Consider the following 19,510-nt stretch of genomic DNA (forward strand, 5'->3'; position numbering starts at 1 on the left):
TGCGGGTGCCCTTGCGGGTGCCTTGGCGGGGTGCATACACGGAAGATGCAATCGCGCCTCCACCGTGACGGCAACCCTTTGCGGCCCTAAAATCAGTATCTTGCAAAGAAGGCGGTTGTTTTGACGCAAAGGCGCAAAGGTTTTCGCGTAGGTGAGCAAACCCTTCGCGTGAGCTTCTTTGCAAGGTATTGGCCCTAAACCCCCTCACCGGGAGAAGGGGCATGGTATAATGCCCGCGGAGTTGCCCATTGTCAGTCTATGCCCGGGACGAGAGCTTTGATAACACTGGATCAGCTTGCCCCAAACACGGTGGTACAGGGTGGTATTGATCGCTATACGATCCTCCATACGATTGGTCGTGGCGGGATGGGGGTCGTCTATCGCGTGACGCGTGCGAGCGATGGCACCATCTGGGCACTCAAGGAGATGCGCCCGCAGGGGGAACCTTCGCCCGAAGAGATGGCGGATAATCGCCAGTTGTTTGAGCGTGAGGCGCTGTTGCTGAAATCGCTCCAGCATCCGGCTTTGCCTATGGTGCTCGAACTCTTTGATCACGCGGGACGCCCGACGATGGTGATGGAGTTTGTCCCCGGGCAGACGCTCGAGAAACGCATCCGCGATGCGAATGCCCCGCTGCTCAGGCGTGACGTCATTGGCTTTGGTATCCAGCTTTGCCGGGTTCTGGCCTATCTTCACCACCAGACGCCGCCAATCATTTATCGTGATTTGAAGCCCTCGAATGTGATGTTGACGCCCGAGGGCGTGCTCAAGTTGATTGATTTTGGGGTGGCGCGAACCCACAAGCAGGGCAAAAAGAAGGATACGGTTGCAATGGGATCGGCAGGCTATGCGCCACCCGAACAGTATGGGCGTGGTCAAACCGATGCGCGCAGCGATGTCTATGCGCTGGGGGCAACCATGTTGCATCTGTTGACGAACCTGCCGCCCGTACCCCTGCAGAGCCCTCTGCCGGGTTCGCTCCGTAAGCTGAATCCTTCGGTGGACGAGCGCACCGAGGCAGTGGTGATCAAGGCAATGGCTTTGCAGCCCGAGAACCGTTTTGCGAGTTGTGTCGAGTTCGAGCAGGCGCTCTTGCAGTGCCTCGATGGGCCTTTTGTTGATCCGACGCAGCGGGTTCGTCCTGCACCACCCACGCCCCCGCCAGCGCCACAAACTGCGCCCGCGGTGCCTCCACGACCAGCACCGCAGCCGATCTCGCCGGTGGCGAACCCAAAACCACAACCCGCCCCGGTCTTTGACACGGCAACCACCACCGCCTGCCCGAGTTGTGGACGATTGAATAAGCCTCGCGCACGTTTTTGTGCCACCTGCGGGACACCCCTCGCACCGCCGCCAACGGCACGCCTGGTTGTCAGGTCGCCCCATCGCACCTGGGAACTGAAACTCGGCACGACCCCGATGCAGATCGGGCGGCGTGACCCACGCCAGAATCATTATCCTGAAATTGATCTCGCCGAGCATGACCGTGGCATTGCCTCACGCCACCACGCCACGATCCGGCGCGATGGTGATTTTTATGCGGTCACTGATCTGGGGAGTACCAATGGCACCCTGGTCAATGGCACTTTGATCACACCACGCATTCCGCATCGGTTGCGTCAGGGTGATCGGATCAAGATTGGTGAAGTTGAGATCGAGTTCCGCTGGAGTTAACTATGCATGTCCGAGCTTTGATCCTGCGCGCCCCTGGCATCAACCGTGATCGCGACGCGGCGCTTGCCTGTGAATTGGCGGGTGCAACCCCTGAGCGAATTCATATTAACCAGTTGGCCGGGGGGGCTGTTCGTCTCGCCGATTATGGCATGTTGCTGATCCCTGGTGGGTTTTCGTATGGTGATCATCTGGGGGCCGGTCGGCTGCTCGCCATTGATCTGGTGCATCGGCTTGGTGAAGCCTTGCACCGTTTTGTTGAGGATGGCCGCCCCGTGATCGGGATCTGCAATGGTTTTCAGGTGCTCGTCAAGGCGGGCTTGTTGCCAGGATGCCTTGCTGAACCTGACTGTGCGCCGGCGGTCACCTTGACCGACAATGCCTCGGAACGGTTTGAGTGTCGTTGGGTGACGCTTGAGGCCAACCCTGGGACACGGTGCCCGTTTGCTCGCGATCTCACGCGTCCTATCGAAGTTCCTGTCGCCCACGGTGAGGGCCGGATCGCCCTGCGCGACGAGGCTACGCTGGCGCTGCTTGAAGCCCAGGGGTTGATTGCGTTGCGCTACACGACAGCAATAGGCGATGATCAAGCCATCAGCTATCCCGCAAATCCGAATGGCTCGGTCGGCCATATCGCTGGGCTTTGCAATGCGCAGGGCAATGTGCTCGGCCTGATGCCGCATCCCGAAAATGCCGTCTTGCCACAGCAACATCCACGCTGGACCCGTGAAGAAGCCCGCGACGAAGGTGACGGCTTGCTCCTCTTTCGCAATGCGGTACGCTACGCCGCAGCTTTATAGACAAGGTTATGATACTCTATCCGCCTGACGATCCTTTTCTCTTTTATTTTACGCTCTTTGGTCTGCCCATCGCGGTACGCTGGTATGGCGTATTGATTATGGGTGGGGCGCTGCTCGGGGCCTACCTGGCATCACGTCGGGCGGTAGCCCGTGGCTATGATCCCGATCATGTCTGGAACCAGTTGATGCTCGGGTTGATCATGGGTATCGCCGGAGCGCGCATCTATTATGTCATCTTTGAGTGGGAACGCTTCGCGCCGAATCCGTGGAGTGTGCTGAACCTGACGACGGGCGGGTTGGCGATTCATGGCGGCTTGATCGGCGCAGTGCTCTCGGTCTTGATCTACACGCGCTGGAACCGCCTACCCTTCTGGGAGTGGTTGGATATTTGTGTACCCGGCTTTCTGCTCGGGCAAGCCATTGGGCGGTGGGGCAACTTCTTTAACCAGGAGGCGTACGGGCGACCGACGGATTTGCCGTTTGGGGTGCGCATTGACGCTGACCGACGCCTACCACCCTACACCAACCTGCAAGAATACCCGCTCGACACGGTTTTTCACGCGACGTTCCTCTACGAGTCAGTCTGGAATTTCATCGGGGTCGGGCTATTGTTGTTGCTTGATCGGCAACTGGGCCATGGCGCACCTCCCAAGCAGCGCCGGTTACGCCCGGGCGATCTCTTCTTCATCTACGCCATCTTTTACTCGGCGGGACGCTTCTGGATCGAAGGATTGCGGCTTGACAGCCTCTATCTCGGGCCATTGCGCACAGCGCAGGTTGTCAGCCTGGTGCTGATGAGTGCGGGCGTCGTCGGGTTGCTGATCAACCACTGGCGGCGACCGTCGCGAAGAGCGTGAAAGAGGCTTGCGATGCACGAAAAAAGCCAGCTACGCTGGCTTTTTTCGCGCACTGCAACTGGGACTGCGTCCCTACGATAAACGTCGCTGCTCATCATAACGACCGGCAAGTTCATCGGGGGCATTGCTTGGCATAGCCTTGACCTTCGTCAGATAGGCCGCCCGATCAACCATATGCGCAGCAACGGGTGAGGTCAAGAGGAAAAAGCCAATCAGCGCCAGCATCTTGGCGAGCACCAGCAGACTGCCATAATAAAAACCAACCCCAAGTAGCACCCCGATCACCCCGAGGGTACCAGCTTTGCCAACTGCGTGGACACGTGTATAGAGGTCAGGCAGACGCAGCACACCAAAAGAGGCGAGCAACATAAAAGCAACCCCGACCGTAGCAAAAAAGACCGTTAGCATCTCAAGAATGGTCATTAGCTACGTCCCTCCTCAATATAGCGAGCAACGGCAACCGTACCGAGGAAACCGAGGATCGCGATAACAATCAAAGCATCAATCAGAATTTCCTGGCGCACAAAAATCACATAGAGCGCAACGAGCGCGGCCACATGGCTCATCACCAGATCAAATGAGGCGGCCCGATCGGGAATGGTCGGCCCGATCAAAAGACGAATTGTCGTCATCACCAGCGAGATCGACGTAATCGCCATCAAGACCGCAATAATAGTCTCAAAGAGGGGCATGCTTCACCTCCTTAGGGAAAGATATCCATCACCCGACGTTCGAAATCCTCTTTAATCTCTTTCCGAGCCGCATCGGGATCCTTGATATCCATAACATGGACGTAGAGCGTCTTACGGTCATGCGAAATATCGAGCGTCACCGTACCGGGGGTGAGCGTAATCAGATTCGAGAGCAGCGTGATGCCAATCTCGCTCTGGACATCAAGCGGGATCGCGAGAATCCCCGGTTGAATATCAAGACGCGGGCGAATAATAATGCGGGCAACGTCAATATTCGCCTTGATGATGCTCCAGAACATAAAGACCATCAGGCTAAACGTCTTCATCGTACGCTCGGGATAGCTGGTATAGCTATCCTCAACGCGGAGTTGAGATGTCCGAATAATCTGATCTTGCAGCACCTTCTGCGAGAGAGCAATGATGGCAAAGCCGAGGCCAAAGCCAACAATGAAGTCGATAAAGCTAAACTCCTCTTTGAGAGCCATCCAGATCAGCGCAAAGACAAAATTCAATACCAGCACGATTCGCCTCCAACACTAGCGCAGGATCACCTGATCGCCGCCTGAAAGACAGCCTCACAGCCATCAAGGCCACAGACACTCTGAATATAGCCGGCCTGATCAAAGAGTTGCCCACCGGCAAGGCTCGTATAATCAACCAGCACACTGGCCCCAAGACCGAGGGCGAGACTGATGACGACGAGCAAGGCCCCGGGCAGCAACAAACCAAGCGAGACCCTGGGCAATTTGCTTATATCGGCATAGGATTTTTTCCAGAAGACCTCATTCCAGATCTTGAGCATCGAGAAGAGCGTGAGAATTCCGGTCAGGGTTGCCACACCGGTTACGAGCCAGGCCCCCTGGGTCACACCAGCCTGCAAGAGGGCAAGCTTGCCAAAGAAGCCACTCATGGGAGGCAGGCCAGCGAGCGAGATAATGCCAAGGAACCAGAAGATCGCGAGCACAGGCTCACGACGGGCAAGACCGCCCATCTTTTTGATATCACCGGTACCATAGATCTGCTCGGCGGCGCCACCAATGAAGAAGAGCGACGTTTTGACAATCATCACGTGGGCGGTAAAGAGCAGACCAGCGGCGAGACCGAGCGAACTCGCAAGGCCAAGGCCCATCACCGAATAGCCAATCTGGCTCACAATATGGAAACTGAGGATCCGGCGCACATTCATCTGCGCCATTGCCCCAAAGACCCCGACGAGCATCGTGAGCCAGGCAATCGTCAGAATCCAGGGCGCGAGATGGAGCAACTCATTCTGCATCACCGTGCCAAAGACCCGATAGAGCGAATACGCGCCAACCTTGGTGAGCAAGCCACTGAAAATCGCGGTCACTGCCACAGGAGGCGTATGGTAACTGGTCGGCAGCCAGAAGAAGAGCGGCAAGATGGCGGCCTTGCTGCCAAAAGCAAAGAGAAAGATACAAGCAATCGCCGTCATAATCCCTGGCTGCTGGATCGTCTGCATTCGTTCAGCAATATGGGCCATATTGAGGGTACCGACAACCCCATAGACCAGACCGCACCCAATCAGGAAGGCAATGCTGCCCATCAGATTCAGGACCACATACTTGAGGCCACCTTCGAGCTGGGCGCGGGTACCACCAAGCGTAATGAGGCCAAACGACGCAAGCAGCAGCACCTCAAACCAGACATAGAGGTTAAAGAGATCGCCGGTCATAAAGGCACCACTGACCCCCAGCAAAAGGAGCAAGACCAACGGATAGTAAAAATAGCGCTCGTAACCCTCGTCGAGGGAGGCAAAACTATACAACACCGTCATCAGCGTCAAAAGCGAGGCCACCGCGAGCATAATCGCCGTCGCACCATCGGCGACGAACGTAATGCCAAAAGGGGCCAGCCAGCCACCCGCCTGACTCACCTGGCGACCGTGCTCAGCCACGACCCAGAGCAAGCGGAGGCTATAGACCAGGTGAAAGAGCACACTGCCGACCACAATGCCCCGGGCAACCCAGCGCTGGCGACCAAAGAGCACCGCCAGCGCGGCCCCGATCATCAATGAAACAATTGGAAGAAACAGGTGATTTGCCATAGATCAAAATTCCGTAGTTACAGTCGATCCGTTGTCACCATATCATCAAGATCATCGGTATTAACAGCCTGATTCGCCCGATAGGCGAGGGCGAGGATAAAAGCCAGAATGCCAAAACTGATCACAATCGCCGTCAGGATCAGAGCCTGCACAAGTGGATCGGTCGTCCCTGGTAGCGTCGAGCCATCAGCGGCGGTAATCGGTGGCACCCCACGGCGGAGGCCATCACCCATGCTAAAAATCAACAGATTAACGCCGTGGCTCAAGAGGGTCAGGCCCAGGAAGAGCTTGACCACACTCCGGCGTAAGAGCAAATAGACTGCGCCGGCAAAGAGGGAGCCGATCGCTATGGGAAGCAAAATACTCATCGAGATGCCTCTTCTTGTTCTGACTACTCTTCAGTTTCAGCCTGGACATACATTGGAAAGAGTTCAGGTTCTTCAGCGAGCAAGAGTGCAACGCGGGTTGTCACGCCAATGACAGCCAAAAAGACCCCGACATCAAAGAGAACCGGGGTTCCAATCTTACCAATGCCAGGAATCGGATCATTAATCCAGAAAGCATCCATATAGGGCAGATTGAAAAAGAGCGCGGGAAGGCCCCAGAGCGCCCCAAAAAAGACGCCAAAAGCGGCCATATTCAGGTAGCCAACGCGAATCACCTTGCGCGCAAACGTCGGCCCAAAGGCAATAATCTGCATAATAATGGCTGCGGAAGCGAGCAAACCACCAATAAAACCCCCACCAGGCAAATTATGGCCACGCAGCAACATAAAGACCGACAGAAGCAAGAGCAACGGCATCATCACGCGGGCGACCGTACGCAAAATCACGGACTCATACATCGTTTGCGTCCTCCTCTATGCTAAGGATTTAGCGTTTAGCGCGGACAGCACTCGGTTCAACCCCAGCACTGACCTGATGCTCACCGGCAGCACTGGCCCCATTGCCAGCAAGGAGCGTGTCCTCGCCGGGCATAATCGTCTGCGCATCACGTCCCGAAGCACGCACATCCGGCTTCACGCGTCGGAAGCGTAACAACCCATAAATACCAAGAACCGCAATAAAGAGCACCGTGATCTCACCGAGGGTATCAAAACCACGGAAATCGACCAGGATCACATTGACGACATTGGCACCTTTGCCTTCGCTGAGGCTATTGGCGAGGAACCAGGGTGCCAGTGACGGGAAGTCAGTATTTGATGACGCAGCAAGCACCAGCATCGCCATCATCACCCCAAACACCGTCGCAATGAACGCATCACGCCAACGCACCCACGCGGGTGACAAACTAGCAAAGCGAGAGGGCAAGACCGAAAAGACAAAGAGCAAAAAGACCGTCGAGAGCACCTCGATCAGCAACTGAGTGAGGGCCAGGTCAGGCGCACTAAAGAGCACAAAGATCAGGGCAACCATTGCCCCGGCCACCCCAAGCGCAATAATCGCCCCTAGGCGCGAGCTTGCCGCAATCGTGGCAATCACTGCGATCGGAATCAAGGCGGTTACCACCACCTCATAGAAGCGCAGATTTTCATCAAGGACAAAACGAATATCATCAAGGCCATAGGCCACAAAAGGCGTCCCGACAAAGAGCATAAAGACCAGCACGACGTAGAGCAGGTAGGTACGCAGACGCCCCGACTGGATCATCCGCGTCATGCCTGTAGCAAAGGCCAGCAAGCCTTCAATCAGTTTATCGAAGACCACGGCCCCATTGATTGAGGCAATGATCTTCTGGGCAGCCAGACGCTGCTGCTGGGTTGCAAACAGCGCCCCAACCGCAATTACCCCAAGGCTAATGAGCAACGCCGTATTGACCCCGCGATAGAGGTAGAGTTCAAAGGTAAAGGGAGCACCATAGACCGCCGAGGCTGCCGGGCTCAGCAACGAACTGACGGCAGGCAGCAACCCGAGCGGCAGGATCAGCGAGAGCGCCGACGGCACAGCGGGGCTCAAGAGCATTGACCATTTCGGATCGACCAGATGATGCTTCTGCACCGTAGGCGAAGGTTCACCAAGAAACGCATTGCGAAAGAGCCGCCATGCAGCGATAATATAGCCAACGGCACCAATCACAATCGCAACAAGCGCCACCAGAGGCCACGGTGCAGGCAACGAACTCTCAAGGGCAGCTTTGAGCATCCACTCTTTGGAGACAAAGCCCATCAGAATCGGAATACCCATCTGCGACAGCAACGCGATCGCCGTCACAACCATCGTGATCGGCATATAACGCCGCAGTGCCCCAAGCTTATTGAGATCACGGGTTCCAGCTTCGTGGTCAATAATACCCGCCACCATAAAGAGCGAAGACTTATAGAGCGCGTGAGCGAGAATACCTGTCACCAGTGCCTCGGCACCATATTTGCCACCAAGCCCGATCATCATCACCAACCCGCCCAGCATACTGAGGGTCGTGTAGGCAAGCAGCGCCTTGATATCATACTGACGGAAGGCGACAATCGAACCAAAGACAAAGGTAAAGCCACCAACGGCCACCAGCGTCCCATTCCAGAGCAGCGTCTCACCAAGACCAGGCGAGAGGCGCGCCAGCAGGTAGATCCCCGCCTTGACCATGGTGGCCGAGTGGAGGAACGCACTGGCAGGGGTTGGTGCCTGCATCGCGCCGGGCAACCAGAAATGAAACGGGAACTGGGCCGATTTCGTGAAACAGCCAAGAAAGATCAACGCGACGGCTGGCGCATAGAGTGCCGTCTGACGGATCTGTTCACCAGCGGCAATCAGCGCATCAAAGCGATAGGAATCGGCGACGGACACCCCAACCTGCTGGGCTGCCGCAGCGAGGATCAGCAGACCGAGCAACAGCGCAAGCCCGCCAATGCCGGTAATCAAGAGCGATTGCTGAGCACCGCGCCGGGCATCGGGGTAGTCATGTTTGTACCCGATCAACAGATACGACGTGATCGAGGTCAATTCCCAAAAGACAAACATCGTCAGGATATTGCCAGCGAGCACCACGCCGAGCATCGCCCCCATAAAGAGGAACATGTAGACGAGGAAACGCCCCAGACCGGCATCATTCGCCATATAGGCCCCGGCATACCCCACGATGAGCGTACCAATACCCGTAATAATCAGGGCAAAGAGCATGCCCAACCCGTCCAGGCTAAAGCGCAACTCAAGCCCCATCGCTGGCACCCAGGGTACCGCTTCGTCAAGGCGACCGCCACTGGCGATCAAGGGAATCTGCAAGGCAAGCAGCACAAAGAGGCTCAACGGGAGCACCGCCAGCCCCCATCCAATCAGTGGACGCGGCGTCCGCCGACCGAGCAGGCCAAGCGGCGATGTGACCAACGCAAACAGTACAATCCACAATAGCATGATGATCCTCTATGCATTCACAATCATACACGGGCCGACCCTTCGCTCCGCTGCACTCCCGCTAGGAGTTTGGTCTGCTTGAGCACTATTTTTTGTCAAAAGGGGATCTTGTGAAGTATTGTACTACACTTTTTCGGTATTCTTGCAAGCTATGATGAGGTTGCGCTATGTTTCGTGTCTCTGTAAACCGTTTCCGTCTGGTCGTCATCGGTCTGCTTCTCCTGATTGTTCTCGCTGGTTGCGGTCAAGCCCTGCCACCCGAACGGCTGATTGAATTGACGGTAACTTCTTCAGGCTACGAACCAGCCGAGATCGAGGCGTATGTCGGTGAGATTGTTTCCATCCGTTTTCGCAACCGCGATACCATTGCCCACGCCCTGATGGTTGAGTTGCCAACCGGCACGCGCATTGTTGCGGCTGAGGTAGGGGTTGATGCGATTATGACCTTTCCAATTAATCAGGCTGGAAGGTTTCGCTTTGCTTGTTCTGTGCCAGGCCATCCCGAGGAGGGGGTGCTGGTTGTGCGGCCAGCGCCATAGGATGACTTGGAGTAGAAACCAGCCAGCGTAGCTGGCTGGTTTCTACTCCAGTTCGCTGGAAAGACGTAGGAGTTGTGCGGCCTGGGAGCGCAAGCAGTTAGGTTTGGGATGGGTTTTGAGGGCAACAGCCCTATGGTATACTGCGCAGCAGAAGAATTCGTCGGATGAGGAGTATGCAACCATGGGAGTTAGTGAAGCAACCACGGCACGCTATGGCAGTGACCTGGCGTTGCCAGCCGAACTCTGGAACGAAACGGTAGATGTTTTGTTGGGACATCGTTCGGTGCGTGCGTATAGCAACGAACCGGTGCCCGAGGGGGCACTTGAGGTGATGATTGCCGCCGCACAGTCAGCGTCGACGGGGTCGAACCTGCAATCGTGGAGTGTGATCGCAGTGACTGATCCCGAGCGCAAAGCACGGCTCGCTGAGCTTGGCGGCAAGCAGGGGTTCATTGCACGTGCTCCGCTCTTTCTGGTCTGGCTGACCGATCTGGGCCGCGTGGCCCGCGCCGCCGAGGCCCGTGGGATGGCGCATCAGGCCCTTGATTATCTCGAAACCTTTTTGATGGGGTCGGTTGATGCGGCCATTGCCGCGCAGAATGCCGCTGTTGCTGCCGAAAGCCTTGGCCTTGGCATGGTCTATGTCGGGGCGATGCGCAATAAGCCGGAAGAGGTCGCGGCTGAACTCGGGTTACCACCACGTACGTTCGCGGTCTTTGGGATGGCCGTTGGCTACCCTGATCCCGAACGGCCCGCTGCGGTGAAACCACGTCTGCCCCTCGAGGCCGTGCTTCATCATGAGCAGTATCAGGCCGATCAGGATACTCAAATCAGTGCGTACAGTGCGACGATGGCCGCGTTTTACGCCGAGCAGCAGATGAAGGTGGAGGGTGATTGGGTTGAGCATTCGGCCCGCCGGGTCGCTGGCCCCGAGAGCCTGGCAGGACGCCATCGGCTGCGTGAGGCGCTGCAAAAACTTGGCTTTGAGTTGATCTAAAATCAACTTTTGACGCAAAGGCGCAAAGGCGCAAAGTTTCTGATGGTGTTTTGACGCAAAGGCGCAAAGGCGCAAAGTTTCTGACGTCAGGCATACTAACGCTTCGTGCTTTGGCGGCTCTACGTGAGCTTATGCGATCCGGAGATTTACGTTTGCAAACCGGGAGTGGTCACTCGTTACGCTCTTCGCTTTGGCTGCTCTTGCGCCTTGCCGTGAGTGGCGGACTCCTGGGGTATCTGGTCTGGCGGGCTGATCCACGGATGATCTGGGCTCAGTGGCAACAGGCGGATTGGCGCCTATTGCTACTAGCGATCGTTGTCCAACTGGGGGGCATTGCGCTCAGTAGCTGGAAGTGGTCGTTGTTGTTGCAGGCCAACCAGCGGCCTCAGCCCTATCGCTGGTTGCTTGCGACCTCTTTTCTCGGCCTGTTTGCCAATAATTTCCTTCCAACCTCGGTTGGGGGCGATGCGATGAGGGTCGTGGCGCTGGGACGGCGGAGTGGGAGTTATGCCCAGGCGAGCGCTTCAGTTTTTATGGAGCGCTTGACGGGTTTTTTGGCGCTGAGTTTGATTGCGCTCGGGGCACTGCTCGTTGGGGCAAGTGCGCTTGTTGCAAGCCATCCCGTCACGGAACCAGTGCTGATCACAGCAACCGCAGGCTTTGCGCTGATTGCACTGGTCGCAACCGGTGGGGCATTAGCCGCACCGTGGCTGCTGCGGCGCTTTGGACACTGGCTGCCCGAGCGGGTACGCCAACCCTTGAGCACGATTGCGCAGGCGCTTGATGAGTACCGTGATGCCAAGGGTACCCTGCTTGCCGTGCTCGGGCTCTCACTGCTGGTACATGCCCTCTGGATCGGCATGCACGTCATTGCAGGTCGCGCCCTCGGCATTGAGGCAGCATGGTTGATCTATCTGTCGATGGTGCCCTTGACCGATATTATTGGCATGGTACCGATCTTTTTCAACAATGTTGGCGCACGTGATCTCGTCTTTACCCTCTATTTACGGCAAGCAGGGGTACCCGATGCGACGGCGCTTGCGCTGGCCTTCACGGTCTTTAGCATCCGGTTGCTGATCAGTCTGATCGGGGGCGTGGTGTTGCTGGTGCGGAGTACCAAATAGCTTTGCCCGTGGATCAGCATAGCATAGCCGCCATCGTTGGAGGGTCTCGCGATGACAACCCGGTCACTTGCGGATGATATGACCGATAGGATCGAACGAGCGGCGTTGCCCGATCTGTCACAGCCGCGTCGGATGATACTCTGTCAGCGCAATGGACAGATAACGCCAGTAGAAGATTTGCATGCGATTAGCGATTTGCTGATGGAGCCCGATGTATTCATCTGGGTTGATATGCAAAACCCGGAAGAAACAGATATCCAGCTCTTGCGCGAAGAATTTCTCTTCCATCCGCTCACCATCGAGGATGCGACGCGCCACCACGAACGGCCAAAACTCGATGCGTACGAGCACTATTATTTTCTGGTCTTTTATGCGATCGGCTACGACCCCGAACACGCACGGCTCGTCACGCAGGCGCTCAATCTGTTCGTCGGTTCAAACTATATCGTCAGCATCCATGCAGGTACGATGGCGGTGCTTGACCAGACGCTTGCCCGTTGGCAGCACAACGAACAGCAGTTCAACCACGGCGGTGGCGGCATCTTGTACGAACTGCTTGATGCGATGGTAGATGACTATTTCCCCGTGATTGATGAACTAGCCGAACGCATCGAAACAATCGAAGAACAAATCTTTGCCCGTTTCAGCGAAAACGTTGTGCGAGATATCTTCGCCCTCAAGCGCGAATTGCTCCATGTCCGTCGCATTGTCGCACCACAACGCGATCTCCTCAATATCTTGATCCGCCGCGACGTACCCATCTTCGAACGAACGTCCGTTATCTATCTCCAGGACATCTACGATCATATCGTCCGCATCACCGATAGCATTGACACCTACCGTGAGCTACTCTCCAGTGCGCTTGATGCTTTTCTCTCGGTTCAATCAAATCAACTCAACCAGATTGTCAAAGTCCTCACCATCACCTCGATTATCCTGATGTCAGCCGCCCTCATCGCAGGCATCTATGGCATGAACTTTGCCTACATGCCCGAGCTGCAATGGCGGTTCGGCTATGTCTGGGCACTCGCCTTGATGATTGTTACTGGATCAGGACTTTTGATCTTTTTTCGCTCGCGTAAATGGTTATAATTTTAGCACCTGTCGTATAACGACAGGTGCTAGCAAACTGTAGGCTCTCTGCGCCGCCTATGGGCGGGGGCCAACGTACCCGCAGCATGCGGTTAGCGAACGGTGGCAAACTCTGGCACAGCGGCAGTCGGTTGAGCCACAAAGGGGAGATACGCGTACCGGATTTCGGTGATCCGACCTTCGACCTCCGGGCTGACAATGCCATCTGGCTGGGCGCGAATATAATCAATCACGGCATCCACCATCAGCAATTTGGTGTCAACCTGATTGGTTCCCCCGCCAACCGTCGGGTCAGCGCGATCGCCGCCTGCAGTGAAGACAAAGTAGCTGTCGCCGCCGCGCACCATAAAGTCGTTGGTCACCACCCGATAGACCTTCTGGAGATCGAGCGGCTGGAAGGTGTCGCCTTCAAGAACCTCGACCCCGATGATGCGCTCACCGCGCTGGGCTGCGACTGGTGGCGTACCAGAGGGATTGCCCTGAATGGCTGGCAGACGGGTGCGCGCAAACGTGAAGCGCAGACCGGCGACCTGGGCAAAACGCCCCGTCCCGGCTGTCCCGCCCAGGGCGCTGACACCATTTTCGAGGGCCGCCAGGAGTTGCGCCCCCGTCAGGTCAACCAGGGCTACCGTATTGCCAAAGGGCAAGACTTCGAGCATGCTTCCTACCGTAATATCACCAACCGGGATCGTCGAGCGCAAGCCACCACCGTTGATGATCGTCACAATCGGGAAGTTCTGAGGATTGCCGCCAAAGCCCAGCGCCAGTTCGCGCAGCGCGTCGGCAACCAGATTGCCAAGCGGGGCCTCGCGCTCACGGACGACCGAAGATGCATTGCTGAGCAGCACCGTGGTTTCACCGATCTTCGTGCGGCGCAACTCATCAAGCGGGCCGGCCAACTCGGCAATACGGGTCTCGAAGGCTGCATTGGTTGGGATTTCAGCCCCTTCGCCCGCAATCAACTCGCGTCCATCCCTGATCCCACCGGCCCAGACCGGACGGATCAAGGTGGCATCTGAGACGACCTCGCGGATTTCGTTGGTAGCGGTAAAGCTGACGAGCAGATCACCCACCCACTTGCCATGCTCCCAGTCGGTGACGACGACGACACTCTTGCCGTCGAGATCTTCGACGACGGTAGGATACGGACCATCGACCCGTGGTGCCCCGGTGGGTTGCGTACTCTGCGCAGCGTTGAGGAGCGACGAGTGCGAGTGACCACCGACGATCAGGTTCAGCCCACGTACGCCCTCAGCCAGCGCAACGTCATCAAGGTAGCTAATGTGGGTAAGCGCAATGACGATGTCACACCCAAGGTCAGTGCGCAGACGGTCGATGCGATCCTGCGCCACGGTGACGTAAGCGCCATTGAAGGTGACCGCCGCGCTGGGGCTGCTGATATTGGCCGTATCGGCCGTCGTCAGACTAAAAATACCGATCTTCTTGCCACCAGTAGCGGTATTATCAATAATCGTCCAGGGGCCCCACTTGCCACCTGTGACACTGCCCTCTTCATAGAGCGCCGCGAGGGGTGAGGCTGCTCCAGCGGTGATATTAGCGGCAAGAATAGGGAAATTCGCCCCGGCAATGAAATCGGCGAGCACCTGATCGCCCGAGTCAAACTCATGGTTCCCAATTGCCATCGCGGCATAGCCAAGCTGATTGTAGAACTCGAGATCGGCCTGGCCTTGATACTGGTTAAAATAAAGCGTGCCCTGGAAGACATCGCCAGCATCGAGGAAGAGCAGATCGCGTGGAATACCGGCAGGAGGCGTATTGTCGGCAATAATCTGATCAAACAGCGTTTTCCGGCGCGAAACACCGCCAAGGTCACGGGTAACCCCCGAGGCAATCGTGACGCTGAGGGTCGGCTCGATCCGTGCGTGATGATCATTCGTATGCACAATGCGCAACTGATAGGCTTCGTCGCCATTGGCAGCCGTGGCAATTGACCATCCATTGGCAAACTTGTAGAGAATAGCCCCGGCACCGAGCGCAACTGTGCCGCGCAAAAACGTACGACGTGACATCCTGGTCATGCTATACTCCCTCTTAGCTGGTAGGTGCTGATCCCGATACCCATATCGGGTTGGGTCCATGAACCCTGATCCTACGTACTTCATACTAACAAATGTTTGTCGGTTTGTTAAGCTTAGCCAAGGTTTTGATTAGCAGATGACTCAATTCTCTTCTCTTCTGGCGGCGGCACGCGCATGGGCCGAGACTGATCCCGAGCGACCATGTGTTATCTGGGAGCAAACGACGCTTACGTATGGTGCGTTGCTTGCGGCAGCCCGGCAATGGGCGCTGCGCTATGCACACCACGGGGTCATTCGCGGCGACCGCGTTGGGCTCTATCTCGCCGGCGGGCCGGCTTTTCTCGGGGCATACCTGGGGGCCCATCTCGCCGGGGCAGCGGTTGTGCTGATCAATACGCAGTATCGTCGGGTCGAACTGGCCCATATCCTGGGTGATAGCGAACCCCGCGTGGTGGTGTGTGAGGCCGAAGGGGCGACCCATCTGCGGGAACTTGATGAACGGCCCTGGGCAGAGGTGCAGACCGACCCAACCCAGGTGAAGCCCGCTCCCGTTGAGCTCGCGACAGGTGCCACCCCTCACCACAGCGGCGAGGGTGCCGTCGATGAGGCAGGCTCACCCAGCGGCGTAGAGGAACAACCGGTTCCTGCACCGGATGAGGAGACGCCGTTGCCGATCAGCGAGGAACTGCCCAGAGCCGAGGATCTGGCAATCCTCGCCTATACCTCAGGGACGACGGGGCGCTCGAAGGGGGCGATGCTAACCCACGGTTGCCTGGTCGCCAATAGCGAGGCTATCTGCACGGCCTGGAACTGGCAGGCGAGTGATCGCTTGCTGCTGGTGCTGCCGCTCTTTCATATTCACGGGCTTGGGGTTGGGGTGCATGGCACCCTGTTGCGCGGGGCGAGTGTAATGCTGCGGCCCCGGTTTGAACCTGAAGAGACCCTGGCGACCCTGCGCGAGGGTCGGTGTACCATGTTTTTTGGTGTGCCGACGATCTATACTCGACTGATCGACACGGTTGGGGCGGGCGAGGCGCTGCGCGAGGCAGGCAAGTGTGTCCGGCTTTTTGTCTCAGGCTCGGCGGCCCTTAGTCCACAGACCTTTGCCGATTTCGCCAGGCTTGCCGGTCAGCCGATTCTTGAGCGTTACGGCATGACCGAAACCGGGATGAACCTGACGAACCCGTATACGGGCGAGCGGCATCCGGGGAGTGTGGGCGGGCCTTTCCCAGGGCAAGAGGCGCGCATTGTCGAGATGCAGAGTCGGCAACCGGTGCCGGCGGGCACAATTGGCGAAATTCAGGTACGCGGCCCGCACGTCTTTGCCGGCTATTGGCGTAATCCGACGGCGACTGCCGAAGTGCTGGCCGAGGATGGCTGGTTTAGCACCGGCGATCTGGGTCATTGCAGTGACGATGGCTACTATACGATCACCGGGCGCGCCAAAGAGTTGATCATCAGCGGGGGCTACAATATTTATCCGCGTGAGGTGGAAGAGGTGCTGCTTGATCACCCCGGAGTAGCCGAGTGTGCCGTTTTTGGGCTACCTGACGCGACCTTTGGCGAACAGGTCGTTGCAGCAGTTGTGCCACGTGATCCGGCCCATCCACCAACCCATGACGAACTCGAACACTTTTGCCGTGAACAACTGGCCGCCTACAAACGCCCCCGCCAAATCCGGCTTCTCACCGCCTTACCACGCAATGCGATGGGCAAGGTCCAGAAGCACGTGCTCAAGCAAGAACATGCAGGATAAGAACGATGAAACGCCTCGCTTCAGCCGCTTACACCCTACCGATCACGATTGGATTGGTGCTTACCGTTGGTCTGGTCGCAACGTTGCGTCTGCCTGGCGATCGTGAAACAATGAGTCGGGTTGCCGCAACCCAGGCGACCCAGTGCCTACCAACGATACCAATTGATAATCCGGCGTGGGACGAGCCGACCGCACGCCTCTTTACGGCCAATGCACCACCCGCGACGAGCCTGGTCAATGTCACGTCCGCACCGGCACCGGCAGCGAGCGCAGCCACAACCAGTGCAACATCGGCCTATCCTGATACCCTGTTGCTCTACAGCAACGGCTGGTACGGCGAACCCCTGACCAGGGCGGCACAAGAGCTTGGGCTTGAGCTGGGGCCAGACCAATTGCAAGCGCTTGAACAAGCGGCGATTCTTCACGGCGTCAATACGCGTCTGTTGCTGGTGATGGCCGTGCTTGATCAGGCCGCACCGGCGCACGACAAAGAGGCGTGGCAGCGCTGGCTGGCGGTGCAGATTGCCCGTACACGGGCAGCGCTTGGGCCACATGCGAGCACGCATCTCCATATTGGTGACTGTGAAGCCGGCATGGTTGTGCCCGTCGAGCATACAGCCGAACTTGGACTAGCCCTGCTGTTGAGCCCGCTAGCGCAGGATAGCACCGTTGCACCGTTGCAAAAACGCTTTCTGACGCTGTATCGTGAGCATTTCGGCGATCCAATGATTGACGAATTTGTGCCGCAGCAGACCCGCGAGCCCTTTTTGATCCGCCCCTTCAACGTACCCCTACTCTCACGGGCGTACTACGACCACACGTACCCGTCGGTTGACAACAACAAAAGCCCGAACGTCCCGGGGATGCTCGATTACCTGGGGCGCACGACGACGACATACGACACGCACGACGGCGACGACTTTGGCATGCCGATTGGCACACCGATCATCGCGCCAGCGGGCGGCCTGCTGTACAACCGGCTCCCGAGTGGCGCAAGCGACGGTGGCCTCGTGATTGTCACTGGGCAATACGAACTGGTGATCTGGCATATGAACGCGGTTTACATCGGCCAACCGGGCTCGCAGGTGGGCGTAGCCGTCACCCAGGGGCAAACCATCGGCTTGAGTGGAACCGCTGGCGGGCTACCGCACATCCACGTTGAAGTACGCTACGGTGGTCGCCAAACGAATCCAATGGGCTGGTACGGCGGAGGGCCTGACCCGTGTCCACTCGGCCCTGGGCCTGGCGGAGCCTACAAAGGCTGCGTCGCAAGTGTCTGGCTCTGGCTTGACCAAGAGCCACCAGGGGTATCGGCGCCGACCGCGACCCCCTCGCCGACCGCGACCCCCTCGCCGACAATGACAGCCGAGCCGTCACCGACCCCGTCGCCAACAGTGACCCCCTCGCCGACAGCAACGCCAGAGCCAGTGGTGCAACCGATGCTTACATTGAGTGCCAACGGAGTTACGCCGGGTAGCGAGATTCTGGTTCAAGGAACCAACTTCGAGCCATACAGCGAACTACGGCTGAGCATCAACGGCACCGACCTAGGCATCGTCGCCAGCCTGGGCGGCGGCGAAGTCGAACTGATCCTTGTCACCGACCCGAGTGCGCCTGAAGGTTACTACCGCGTTGAAGTACGAGCGAGCGGGATAGTGAGTGGGGAAACCGGAGCGGCGCAGGCGCGGGCGATCTACAAACTGAGCAACAGTGGGATGACGCATAACGTGGGGCCGGGGGCAATCATCCGCTTTGCCGTACCACCCGACATTGTGCCATACACGCACGAACCGTTTACCTGGATGCCGTTGATCCGGCGGTAGGCGCAAGAGTTTGCAACAAAGGTTGAGCTGTATTGACGCAAAGGCGCGAAGGCGCGAAGGTGCGAAGGTTGGCATTCGGCAAGCGTAGTTTGGGATAAGGAGATCCTGTGCTGCTCTACTACCTGGACTTGATCGGCGTGGCGGTCTTTGCGGCAAGTGGTGTGCTGGCGGCGCGTGATCGTCAACTCGATATCTTTGGGATGATCATCGTGGCAACCCTGACCGCGATTGGCGGCGGCACGATCCGCGATCTCCTGCTCAATCGCCATCCCATCTTCTGGATCGTTGATACGTGGTACCTCACCACGATCATTGCAGCGACGCTGGTAACGATCCTCTATCTGAGGTGGCGGCCCGCCCCGGGGTTTATGTTTCTGATTGCCGATGCGCTCGGGTTGGCCCTGTTTGCTATGTCGGGGGCCACACTGGCCTTTGCGGCCAACCACGCCCCGATGATCGTGGTCATCATGGGCACGATGACCGGCGTAGCAGGCGGTGTGCTGCGCGATGTCATCACGGCGCGCGTGCCCCTGATCTTGCAACGCGAGATCTACGCAACGGCGGCAATCAGTGGCATTGTGCTCTACCTGGTGCTCGATCTGTTTGCCGTGCCATATGAGGCAGCCTTCTGGTCAGGCTTTGGGCTCATCGTCATCTTGCGTGTGCTCGCGATGCGTGGCAACCTCCATTTGCCGGTCGTACGGGTAGCGTAGG

Annotated in this window: 18 protein-coding genes; 10 read left to right on the plus strand and 8 right to left on the minus strand. The window is 57.6% G+C overall.

Annotation, left to right across the window (positions count from 1 at the left end; all coding sequences use genetic code 11):
- Nucleotides 1-276: 276 nt before the first annotated feature.
- From EYB53_RS21790 to lgt, 3 genes are read left to right on the plus strand one after another with little or no spacing between them, the layout of a single operon-like run.
- On the plus strand, nt 277-1,674 hold the full coding sequence (locus EYB53_RS21790) for a protein kinase domain-containing protein (protein ID WP_135481033.1): 1,398 nt from the start codon (nt 277-279) through the stop codon (nt 1,672-1,674).
- Between the two features lie 2 nt (nt 1,675-1,676).
- The gene (gene purQ / locus EYB53_RS21795; protein ID WP_135481036.1) at nt 1,677-2,471 is read left to right on the plus strand and encodes a phosphoribosylformylglycinamidine synthase I; all 795 of its coding nucleotides are present in this window, start codon (nt 1,677-1,679) and stop codon (nt 2,469-2,471) included.
- Between the two features lie 8 nt (nt 2,472-2,479).
- Nucleotides 2,480-3,328 carry a prolipoprotein diacylglyceryl transferase gene (lgt, locus tag EYB53_RS21800; protein WP_135481038.1) on the plus strand — a complete coding sequence of 283 codons (849 nt, stop codon included), beginning with the start codon at nt 2,480-2,482 and terminating at the stop codon, nt 3,326-3,328.
- A gap of 72 nt (nt 3,329-3,400) precedes the next feature.
- On the opposite strand, the gene mnhG is transcribed toward lgt, so the two are convergent.
- Genes mnhG through mbhE form a run of 7 tightly spaced genes read right to left on the minus strand, consistent with a single transcriptional unit; the run spans nt 3,401 to nt 9,426 of the window.
- On the minus strand, nt 3,401-3,751 hold the full coding sequence (mnhG, locus tag EYB53_RS21805) for a monovalent cation/H(+) antiporter subunit G (RefSeq protein ID WP_135481041.1): 351 nt from the start codon (nt 3,749-3,751) through the stop codon (nt 3,401-3,403).
- The gene (locus tag EYB53_RS21810; RefSeq protein WP_135481043.1) at nt 3,751-4,020 is read right to left on the minus strand and encodes an MrpF/PhaF family protein; all 270 of its coding nucleotides are present in this window, start codon (nt 4,018-4,020) and stop codon (nt 3,751-3,753) included. Before EYB53_RS21810 ends, mnhG begins: the two co-directional genes overlap by 1 nt.
- An 11-nt stretch (nt 4,021-4,031) precedes the next feature.
- Nucleotides 4,032-4,541 (minus strand): Na+/H+ antiporter subunit E, encoded by a 510-nt coding sequence (locus EYB53_RS21815; RefSeq protein ID WP_135481045.1) that lies wholly within the window; start codon nt 4,539-4,541, stop codon nt 4,032-4,034.
- A gap of 26 nt (nt 4,542-4,567) precedes the next feature.
- On the minus strand, nt 4,568-6,085 hold the full coding sequence (locus tag EYB53_RS21820) for a proton-conducting transporter transmembrane domain-containing protein (RefSeq protein WP_135481047.1): 1,518 nt from the start codon (nt 6,083-6,085) through the stop codon (nt 4,568-4,570).
- 17 nt (nt 6,086-6,102) lie between these two features.
- Nucleotides 6,103-6,453, minus strand: a complete 351-nt coding sequence (locus EYB53_RS21825) for a sodium:proton antiporter (protein ID WP_135481050.1) — start codon at nt 6,451-6,453, stop codon at nt 6,103-6,105.
- Nucleotides 6,454-6,476: 23 nt separating this feature from the next.
- Nucleotides 6,477-6,929: a Na+/H+ antiporter subunit B gene (locus tag EYB53_RS21830; RefSeq protein WP_135481052.1), complete on the minus strand. Its 453-nt coding sequence runs from the start codon at nt 6,927-6,929 to the stop codon at nt 6,477-6,479.
- A gap of 28 nt (nt 6,930-6,957) precedes the next feature.
- On the minus strand, nt 6,958-9,426 hold the full coding sequence (gene mbhE, locus EYB53_RS21835; protein WP_135481054.1) for a hydrogen gas-evolving membrane-bound hydrogenase subunit E: 2,469 nt from the start codon (nt 9,424-9,426) through the stop codon (nt 6,958-6,960).
- A gap of 167 nt (nt 9,427-9,593) precedes the next feature.
- On the opposite strand from mbhE, the gene EYB53_RS21840 reads away from it, so the two are divergent.
- The 4 genes from EYB53_RS21840 to corA all read left to right on the plus strand — a co-directional run bounded on the left by EYB53_RS21840 (nt 9,594) and on the right by corA (nt 13,178).
- On the plus strand, nt 9,594-9,965 hold the full coding sequence (locus EYB53_RS21840) for a cupredoxin domain-containing protein (RefSeq protein WP_135481056.1): 372 nt from the start codon (nt 9,594-9,596) through the stop codon (nt 9,963-9,965).
- 181 nt (nt 9,966-10,146) lie between these two features.
- Nucleotides 10,147-10,962: an NADPH-dependent oxidoreductase gene (locus EYB53_RS21845; RefSeq protein WP_135481058.1), complete on the plus strand. Its 816-nt coding sequence runs from the start codon at nt 10,147-10,149 to the stop codon at nt 10,960-10,962.
- A gap of 131 nt (nt 10,963-11,093) precedes the next feature.
- Nucleotides 11,094-12,086 carry a lysylphosphatidylglycerol synthase transmembrane domain-containing protein gene (locus EYB53_RS21850; RefSeq protein WP_135481060.1) on the plus strand — a complete coding sequence of 331 codons (993 nt, stop codon included), beginning with the start codon at nt 11,094-11,096 and terminating at the stop codon, nt 12,084-12,086.
- Nucleotides 12,087-12,137: 51 nt separating this feature from the next.
- Nucleotides 12,138-13,178: a magnesium/cobalt transporter CorA gene (corA, locus tag EYB53_RS21855; protein WP_254151182.1), complete on the plus strand. Its 1,041-nt coding sequence runs from the start codon at nt 12,138-12,140 to the stop codon at nt 13,176-13,178.
- Nucleotides 13,179-13,270: 92 nt separating this feature from the next.
- On the opposite strand, the gene EYB53_RS21860 is transcribed toward corA, so the two are convergent.
- On the minus strand, nt 13,271-15,217 hold the full coding sequence (locus EYB53_RS21860; protein ID WP_205712727.1) for a bifunctional metallophosphatase/5'-nucleotidase: 1,947 nt from the start codon (nt 15,215-15,217) through the stop codon (nt 13,271-13,273).
- 136 nt (nt 15,218-15,353) lie between these two features.
- Here EYB53_RS21860 and EYB53_RS21865 point away from each other — a divergent pair, with 136 nt between their 5' ends.
- From EYB53_RS21865 to EYB53_RS21875, 3 genes are all read left to right on the plus strand, one after another.
- Nucleotides 15,354-16,973 (plus strand): acyl-CoA synthetase, encoded by a 1,620-nt coding sequence (locus EYB53_RS21865; RefSeq protein ID WP_135481063.1) that lies wholly within the window; start codon nt 15,354-15,356, stop codon nt 16,971-16,973.
- 5 nt (nt 16,974-16,978) lie between these two features.
- Nucleotides 16,979-18,796, plus strand: coding sequence for a peptidoglycan DD-metalloendopeptidase family protein (locus tag EYB53_RS21870; RefSeq protein WP_135481065.1), 1,818 nt, complete (start codon nt 16,979-16,981; stop codon nt 18,794-18,796).
- A gap of 107 nt (nt 18,797-18,903) precedes the next feature.
- Nucleotides 18,904-19,509, plus strand: coding sequence for a trimeric intracellular cation channel family protein (locus EYB53_RS21875; RefSeq protein WP_135481067.1), 606 nt, complete (start codon nt 18,904-18,906; stop codon nt 19,507-19,509).
- Nucleotide 19,510: the final 1 nt, after the last annotated feature.

The sequence above is a fragment of the Candidatus Chloroploca mongolica genome (assembly GCF_004762035.2).
GTDB classification, from domain to species: domain Bacteria; phylum Chloroflexota; class Chloroflexia; order Chloroflexales; family Chloroflexaceae; genus Chloroploca; species Chloroploca mongolica.